This window comes from Ascidiimonas aurantiaca (assembly GCF_037646345.1).
Lineage (GTDB): Bacteria > Bacteroidota > Bacteroidia > Flavobacteriales > Flavobacteriaceae > Ascidiimonas > Ascidiimonas aurantiaca.
Genome location: NZ_JBBEWR010000034.1, coordinates 1 through 3,713 on the forward strand (window position 1 = coordinate 1; position 3,713 = coordinate 3,713).

At 37.2% G+C, this 3,713-nt stretch carries 4 protein-coding genes; all 4 read right to left on the bottom strand.

From position 1 onward, the window contains the following. Positions 1–176: 176 nt before the first annotated feature. Positions 177–389, bottom strand: coding sequence for a hypothetical protein (locus tag WAO84_RS17095; RefSeq protein ID WP_340067361.1), 213 nt, complete (start codon positions 387–389; stop codon positions 177–179). Beyond that, a complete protein-coding gene (locus tag WAO84_RS17100; protein WP_340067362.1) occupies positions 389–1,858 on the bottom strand; it encodes an RHS repeat domain-containing protein in 1,470 nt (489 codons plus the stop codon). Before WAO84_RS17100 ends, WAO84_RS17095 begins: the two co-directional genes overlap by 1 nt. A gap of 144 nt (positions 1,859–2,002) precedes the next feature. Further along, complete coding sequence (locus tag WAO84_RS17105) at positions 2,003–2,623, bottom strand: hypothetical protein (RefSeq protein WP_340067363.1); 621 nt, start codon at positions 2,621–2,623, stop codon at positions 2,003–2,005. A gap of 18 nt (positions 2,624–2,641) precedes the next feature. Then, positions 2,642–3,713, bottom strand: a 1,072-nt coding sequence (locus WAO84_RS17110) for an RHS repeat domain-containing protein (RefSeq protein ID WP_340067364.1), incomplete at its 5' end; no start/stop codon positions are given.

A 3,713-nucleotide genomic window follows, 5' to 3' on the forward strand; every position in this document is an offset into this window, starting at 1 on the left:
GTCATCATAAGCCTCTTTTAAGAGGTTTATTATAAATACAAATTATTGATAATCAAATTAAAATCTCACGCTTTTCTATAAAGCACCCGTTTGGGACACTACCCTTTCTGCGGGTCATTGTAATGGATGCTAAAATTAAATAATTTATGTAAGCTCTATTTTAACTCATTAACTATTTAATCTTCCTCCAAAAGTTTTTTTTTACCTTTCTCCAAAGCATTCATGAATACGGAATAGTTGACTTTTCCAATCATTCCTTTAAAGAACTCTATCTCTAATTGTCCTTTTTCTTTATTTATTTCACATAACAAGTTATCCCCTGACCATATTTCTATCACTAAATCCTCTCTATCAGGAACATCTACTATTTGTATTTCCATTTCTCTCATTATTTTATTTTTTCGATTAATCCAATAAATGTTTCTCCATCCGCAGAAAATCTTGCTCCTTGTCCATTTGGCGCCATAACTTCGAGAATATCACCAAATCTTGCATGATGCCTTGTTGTGGTGGTTGAAGCTGGGTTATTTAAAATATTACTAAGTATTTGCTCTCCTTGAGCATTTATGCTTGCTTGGTTTCCTGTTACTTTTGGGAATTTAGAGCCTGCTCTACTGCCATGTTTCTGTAAAGCTCTACCGATTTTGGTTAAACCTCCCTTATCCAAAAGTGTAGCTACTTTAAGTAAATTTTTTGGATTGTAGAATCCTCCAATCAGGCCAACAGTACCTAACCCTCCATTATAGGGTCCAAAAATAACATTACCTTGAGCATCCACATTATAGTTTCCAAAAGGACCTTGTTCAACTCTATACCCTTGTATATTAACAGCAACTTCTGCAAGAAAGTGATCTATCCCGGAAAGTTCCGCTATGGCGGGAAATCTATGATTTGTAAAAATAAATAATCCTTCCTGATTATTAGGTTGCGAACTACTTACTTCCACTTCATCTAACATAGTTATATGGTTTTCATCGCTATCTCGATACTCATCATACATTTCATCATCAGGGCAGGCTACTTCTTTTCCATTAGCATCAAAACATTTACCACCGGTTGGATCAAAAGCCACCACAGGATTGTTACCCATAGCCACATAAGGCGAATGAAACTGCTCATAAGGGTCTGTAGCAATGAATCTTCCCAAAGCAGGATCGTAATGTCTCAACTCAAACTCCAACAAATTGTAGCCAAAAGATTCACTTAGCTCTACTCCCTGATAGGTAAAGTAGTTATTTTCAGTGCCGTTTATCTGATTATTATAACCTTTATGTTCAAGTCCAAAAGGATAATAATTATTTTCTTCCCTAATCTCAGCTTGTGCAATTGAGCCATTATTATTATCATCTGAATACGACAGCCTTATATTCCCCAAGTGATCTCTATATTGATACACATACCTGAACTGCCCCCCACCGTCTTTATATACATAGCCTTCGGAGGTGTTAAAAAATTGTAGTTGGCCGTTCTCATAGACATAACCACCTAAATAGTCTGTAGTGGTAGTGTTCCCACTTTCGGTAACGGTCTTGCGAAGTTTGCTCCCGGCAGCATCATAGGTATATTGAATATTCCCACTAACAAAACTTACCTGGGTGGGTAAATTGAGATGGTTATAGGTAATATTCGTGATCCCTTTATTATCATCCCGGGTCATGTTGCCATTGCCGTCATAAAAGTATTCCGTAGTGGCTTCAGCTCCGTCTTTAAAACCGGTCACTGCACTGGCGGCTATGGCATCATCTACGGCCTGTAGCCGGTTGCCCTGATACCAATAGGTAAGATCATCCATCAATCCAAAACTCGAAGCATTTACATCCCGGTGGCCGTTCCTTGTCAGCCGGGTAATATTGCCCATCTGGTCATATTGCACTAAGCCCAGGCTATAGTGGAGATTTCAAAGAACTAGATAAGCCCTCTATTGAGAGGCTTATCTTAAATATAAATTATTGATAATCAAATTAAAAACTAAGGCCTTTCTTTAAAACATCCGTTTGGGGCACTACCGGGAACTACAATTTATGCTTGGAGCATCATAATAACCTATGGCTTTATGGATAGTTATCTTCTTATATTTTAGTAAATTATTTTTGCAAAAATAGTAATGGACTCCTTTTTGAGCATCATTGACTGTAAAGTCGTAGAATTCCACAACTCCATCTAAATCATTGTTTACAAGTAAATTATATTTCTTAAATACAGTTAATGTCTCTTGTGTCAAGGGATAATCATCATCCCTCCAATAGAACAGTTTACCATCCTTTTCAATAAATCGGGTTGGCATCTTAACCCCTTTTTGCCCAATTTTTGCACCGTCGGTATAAAGTATTTTATTATGGGAAGCAGAGATACTTACTGCCACTATTCCTTCATATAGTTTGTCTTCGACCCATTCACTGTTTCTGTCATCAGTTTCTTTTAAAACCATTTTATGCAATTTATCATAAACCCATACAGAAAAAACACTGTCATTGTTGTAGAGTCTACTAGTATTTGAAAAATCAAGAATCGCATTTTGTACAGCTTCTTTATTCCCTCCTTTTTGGGTTAAATTTTTTTTAAAAGTTCCGCAGCTACCTAATAATAAGAATAAGCTTAATAAAAACAAAGTGTTTAACTTCATATTAAATATTTTTATTGATTATCTTCTATCACTAGATGGATAACCTGTTGTATAATTAATTTTTTTAGGAAACCTACCACCATAATCAGGATGCGTAAGAAGGAAAAACTTCAAACTAGGATTAGCATCGAGAGCATTATCTCTTGACTCTCTATCTGGCAATGAGGGGACTAACCTATCAGAATCACTAATACCTACACCATTTGGATGAGTATGGAAAAAGCCTGTCAAGCTTGAAGTGAACTCTTTTACGGTACTTACAAATTCCCTAAATGCTCCAACACCATATGATTTTGTCTTTTTATAGCTATTGTCTTTATACCGACCTATCGTGATGTGTGTTGTGCTTTCTCCATCTTTAGAAAAATATGCGCCTCCTATTTCAGTTCCAACATAATCCGATAACTTTAAAGCAAATGATTCTACATCTTGCTCTGTAGGCTGTCCTTCTCCACCAACTTCAAAAGCATTATTTTCTGTTTTGAAGTTCTGACCATCTTTCAATATACCTTTTCCAATACCATCGACAGCAACCTTCGCCTTACCCCTTTCAGATTTTCTGACCAAAAAGCCCAAGAACCCTTCACCTTTCTTTTTGACATTACCGTTTTTATCGGTCTTGACTATTCTGTCTGGATCATCATTGGTTTCACCAACTTGGCTAACTTCACCCGTCTCTTTGTTCAAGGCAAAATCTGTCAATCCATCGGGATCAATTCTAAACATGGGGCTGTTCTGCACAAAATTGTAGGGCGTCAGTTCATACCTTCTTTCTGCAAGCGGATCAACAACCGTCCATCTTGCGATTGCAGGGTCAAAGGCTCTAAAACCAAAATCATAGGTCTCAAGCCCAAGCTCTCGCTGATGCTCTTTACCTTGGAAGGTCATGTAATTGTTCTCGCCCCCGCTAATGTTCGAGTTGTAACCTTGATGTTTTAACCCGAAAGGATAATAATTTTTCTCACTAAGGATTTCCGTAGATGGGTCAATTGTCCCGTCATTGTTGCTATCTTGGTAAGAGAGTCGAACGTTCCCTAAGTGATCTCTATACTGATAGACATACCTAAACTGCCCACCACCATCTTTATAT